The sequence below is a fragment of the Bacteroides cellulosilyticus DSM 14838 genome, assembly GCF_000158035.1.
In the GTDB taxonomy this organism is placed as follows: domain Bacteria; phylum Bacteroidota; class Bacteroidia; order Bacteroidales; family Bacteroidaceae; genus Bacteroides; species Bacteroides cellulosilyticus.
Map to the genome: position 1 here is coordinate 11935 of NZ_EQ973495.1, position 5137 is coordinate 17071.

Here is a 5137-nt window from a genome sequence, read left to right on the forward strand (position 1 = left end):
GTAAACGATATCCCAATAATACGGGCTACTGATGCTCACCGCATAACGCGGGTTGCGGAAACGTACGATACGCATAGCATATTCATAATCATCTTCCGAACCATCGAAGCCATTTACCCATTCACCATCCGGATCGGGCACTGCTTTTTCCTTAATATATAAGGTATCATCTTCCATTACGAAGTCATTCTCACGAGAATCATAACGACGATTATATTCGTCTACATCACGTGTATTTCCTTTACGATCCTGTACTACAACAGTAGTATTACCTGGCGACGTATAAACCGTAGTTGGTGCATTCGACTTTACTACAATTTCTTCAGTCGGAGCAGAGCTTGTAACTTTCTTCTCCTGCTTCTTTTCCTTCTTATCCTTAGAAGGAATGTAGTAAAGGTCGTCATCTATGCTCTGCGCCGAAACCATCCAAGGGAGGCACAAGGCAAAAAGCGATAAAAAAACAATCTTTTTCATATGGGTGTGGTTTATAGGTTTTACATTAATCCATTTTATCACGTCACAAAGATAGCGATGGATTTTACCGCATACAGGAGAATTTCCCCAAATGATTATAGGGATTTCCCTATTCTATCATAACAAAAGAGATATTATTTTGGTTTTCAATGCACTAAATTAAATCTCCAGTGCAAGTTTATAACACATGAAACTTATCCGTTTGACGGATATAAAATGCCGGAGAAATCAGTGCGTGATATCTGGCTATCTACTGATGAGATAAAGGCTATACGAGATGTAAAAGTCAGCAGGGAGAATCGGATTAGGAAGTATCTCCGGAATTTGTATATGTTTATACATTTTATCTATCTGATCTTTTTTTATTACTTTTGCAGCAAATAAACGAACAATACTAAAAAAACAATGCAAGACATAAGAAAGCAAAACGTATATGACCTTGCCCAAGAAAGATTACGTGTCATTTTTCAGAATTTTGATAATATTTACATCTCATTTTCAGGAGGCAAGGATAGCGGTGTACTATTAAATTTATGCATAGATTATATCCGCAAACATAATTTAAAAAGAAAAATTGGGGTATTTCATATGGATTATGAAATACAGTACAACATGACAATTGATTATGTGGAACGAACTTTTAAAGAGAATCAAGACATCCTGGATATATATCATATTTGCGTACCTTTTCGAGTAACGACATGTACGTCCATGTATGAAGATTATTGGAGGCCATGGGATGAAGACAAAAAAGCAGTCTGGGTACGCCAAAAACCGGAGAGGGCAATGACATTACATGAGTTCCCTTTCTACACTACCGACATGTGGGATTATGATTTTCAAATGGAATTTGCCCAATGGCTACATAAAAATAAAAAGGCTACCCGAACATGCTGTTTAGTTGGCATTCGTACACAGGAAAGCCATAATCGTTGGCGTGCCATTTACAGAAAAACAAAGGAACGATATGCCAACTACCTATGGAGTACCCAAATTACTGAAGGTGTTTATAACCTCTATCCTATTTTTGACTGGAAAACAACTGATATCTGGGTAGCAAATGGTAAATTCAAGTGGGATTATAATCATCTGTACGATCTTTATTATCAAGCAGGAATTAGCCTTGACCGACAACGGGTAGCAAGTCCTTTTATCTGCGAAGCCATAGAGAGCCTGTCACTGTACAGAGTGATTGATCCCGATATGTGGGGACGGATGATTGGCCGGGTTAACGGAGTAAATTTTTCCGGGATTTATGGAAAAACCGGAGCCATGGGAAGAGATGAGATACATTTACCCAAAGGATATACATGGAAATCCTTTACAGAGTTTCTTCTGTCTACTCTACCTGAACATACCCGGAACAGATACCGGAAGAAATTGGAGACAAGTATCAGATTCTGGAAGAATAAGGGCGGTGTACTCAGTGACGAAGTGATACAGAAACTAAGAGAAAGAAATATTCCTATTCAAGTAGGAGAAAGTACAAACTACAAAACAGACAAGAAGCCTGTCAAGATGGATTATTTGGATGATATTGATATTGCAGAATTCAAGGAAATTCCGACTTACAAAAGAATGTGTATCTGTATCCTACGCAATGATCACGTTTGCAAATATATGGGATTCGCACTGACAAAAGAAGAAACACTCATGAAAAATATGGCATTAAAACAATATGGAAAGATTTTCAAAGATGAATAGAATTTCTTAAATGCCCCATCTTTAAATAAGACAAACTGCATCTCAGCATAACTTTTTCATGCAAGCATGAAAGTTCTACATTCGATTTGCATTATCTTTGCAGCTAATAAACAAATATACAAAGAAACTGGTTCGCTTCGCTAACAGAGGCTTTGCATTTAACAATAAATTATATTCCAATGAAATATTTAGAATTTACTTTCCGCACTTCTCCTTGTACAGAAGTAGTAAACGATGTGCTTTCCGCTATCCTGGGCGATGCAGGTTTTGAGAGTTTTGTTGAACAAGAAGGCGGTATTGCTGCCTATATACAAAAAGATTTGTATGATGAAACAACCGTAAAAGCAGCTATTGACGAGTTCCCCCTACCAGACACCCAAATCGAATATACTTTTACAGAAGCCGAAGATAAAGACTGGAATGAGGAATGGGAAAAGAACTTCTTCCAACCGATTGTGATTGGTGACCGCTGTGTCATCCACAGTACTTTCCACCATGATGTTCCCCGAACAGAATATGATATTGTCATCAATCCGCAAATGGCTTTCGGTACAGGACATCACGAAACCACCAGTCTCATCATCGGTGAACTACTGGACAGTGACCTACAAGGCAAGTCCCTTCTCGATATGGGTTGCGGCACTTCCATCCTTGCCATTCTTGCTCGCATGCGTGGTGCAGAACCTTGTACTGCCATCGATATTGATGAATGGTGCGTTCGTAACTCACTTGAAAACATCGAATTGAACCACGTAGACAATATTTCCGTATTCCAGGGAGACGCCTCTTCACTGGGAGATATAGGTCCGTTTGACGTAGTCATTGCTAACATCAACCGGAACATTCTGCTGAATGACATGAAACAGTATGTACGTTGCATGCGCGAGGGTTCCCAACTCTTTATGAGTGGATTCTATGTGGACGACATTCCTCTGATCCAGGCAGAGGCCGAACGTAACGGATTACACTTTGTACACCATCAAGAGAAAAACCGTTGGGCGGCAGTGAAATTTGAACTTTAAAGCCTACTTGTCCCGGGTAGCATCTACCGGATAACTCCGGCTGATGCTACCTGCTCAATTATGGACAAAAAAAATCCCGACAAGACAATAATTGTCTGCCGGGAACCAGTATGAATATTATTTTGGAACTTATAAATGTTATCAAAAATAAACATTTAAGCAGATATTACTTTTTCCATATATAATAAGGTATAAATAATACCTTTATACATTTCAACAGCTTCTTTACGAATGTACAATACTCCAAAATGTCAGAAAAATAATTTTAAAGTATTCTTTCACAGAACGGTGATTGATATACTTCATATTATATTGAATTTTATCTGGAAGAATTTGTTCCACATACGCACGATCTGCATCTTCTGTCTGTCCCAAAATCGTATTTTCATCTACATACTCTATAGATGCATAATCTGTAATTCCAGGACGAACAGACAGTACTCTTCTTTGCTCTTCCGTATATAGGTCAACATATTTCCGAACTTCCGGGCGAGGACCTACCAAGCTCATATCTCCTTTCAGTACATTGAATAATTGTGGCAATTCATCCAATTTGTACTTACGAATAAAGTATCCAACACGAGTAATTCGCGGATCACGTCCACCTACTGTTATCAAGCCCTGTTTATCCGAACCGATGCGCATTGATCGGAATTTGTAGACATAAAAATCTCCACCATTACGCCCTACACGCAACTGTTTATAAAAACCACCACCTTTACTTTCCAAACGAATAGTTATATATAACAATAAAAAACAGGAAAGAGCACAATTATGCCCAAAAGAGAAAAGAGAATATCAAAAAAACGAATCATCATTTATCACCAATCACTTTCCAATATGCTTCCTTTACAACTCTAATAATAAAACTCAATTTTTCTCCATCTAATTGTGGATAAATAGGCAAAGAAATTTCTCCTTTAAAATTTTCATAAGCTTGCGGATAATTTTTTATATCATATCCTAATGAGCTAAAAAATGAAAGCATCGGCATTGGAATAAAATGAACATTTACAGCAACTTCGCTTTTCGCAATTTCATCAATCATTCGATCTCGCTGTTCTTCCGTAAAATCTTTAATACGCAGAGCATAAATATGGTATGAACTTTCCTTTTCTCCAACAATAGAAGGCGGTAAAACAGCCCAATCGCAATCGGCAAATGCTTCCGAGTAAGCATTAAAAACTCTTTTCCTTTCCTCCAATAATTTTGGATATTCTCGTATCTGAGCTAGACCAATAGCAGCATTTACATCAGCCATGTTTATTTTCATACCTAAACCTACTATGTCATAACGCCACCCACCAGCTTTCGACTTAGAAAAAGCATCTTTAGTCTGACAATTCAAACTCATCATACGAAGTTCTTTATAAAGCTCCGTATTATCAAATGGTTCAGGTAAATTTAGACAGATGGCTCCTCCTTCAGCTGTCGTCACATTCTTTACAGCATGAAGAGAAAAGATAGCGACGTCTGTTTCACATCCTGTACGCTGATTTTTGCTGTAATAAGCTCCTAAAGAGTGCGCTGCATCATTCATTACAAGAATGCGTCCTAACTTTTCCTGTACCGGAGATGCTACCTGAAATAAGCTCTGCACTTCAGGCTCTTTAACCAATTTCATGATGCGATCATAATCACAAGGAAAACCTGCAATATCTACTGGAATAATAGCTTTAGTCCTTGGAGTAATCGCCTTACAAATAGCTTCTACGGAGATATTAAAATCCTCTCCGGAATCTACCATGACTGGCTTTGCACCAGCATGAAGCACCGCTAAAGCCGTAGCACTATACGTATATGCTGGTACAATAACCTCATCCTCCTCTGTCACTCCCAACCAACGGAGCATCATTATAGCACCCGAAGTCCAGGAGTTTACACAAAGCACTTCTTGAGCATTAGAAAATACTCTGATTTCTTCTTCCAATGCTTTC

General features: G+C 38.3%; 3 protein-coding genes and 2 pseudogenes. 2 read left to right on the forward strand and 3 right to left on the reverse strand.

Annotated features, from left to right (window positions below):
- Positions 1-474 (reverse strand): annotated as a pseudogene (locus BACCELL_RS22420) (hypothetical protein); the annotation flags it as partial.
- Positions 475-879: 405 nt separating this feature from the next.
- Between BACCELL_RS22420 and BACCELL_RS22425 the strand changes: the two are divergent.
- Together BACCELL_RS22425 and prmA are read left to right on the forward strand one after the other, a co-directional pair.
- Positions 880-2178, forward strand: coding sequence for a DUF3440 domain-containing protein (locus BACCELL_RS22425; RefSeq protein WP_007214392.1), 1299 nt, complete (start codon positions 880-882; stop codon positions 2176-2178).
- Between the two features lie 179 nt (positions 2179-2357).
- Entirely contained in the window at positions 2358-3200 is an 843-nt protein-coding gene (prmA, locus tag BACCELL_RS22430) for a 50S ribosomal protein L11 methyltransferase (protein WP_007214393.1), read from the forward strand.
- A 225-nt stretch (positions 3201-3425) separates the two neighbouring features.
- Here the strand turns inward: prmA and BACCELL_RS22435 are convergent.
- A pseudogene (locus tag BACCELL_RS22435) lies at positions 3426-4015 on the reverse strand (sugar transferase).
- A partial coding sequence (locus BACCELL_RS22440; RefSeq protein WP_007214395.1) for a DegT/DnrJ/EryC1/StrS aminotransferase family protein occupies positions 4015-5137 on the reverse strand: 1123 nt, incomplete at its 5' end. The pseudogene BACCELL_RS22435 and the gene BACCELL_RS22440, both read right to left, overlap by 1 nt.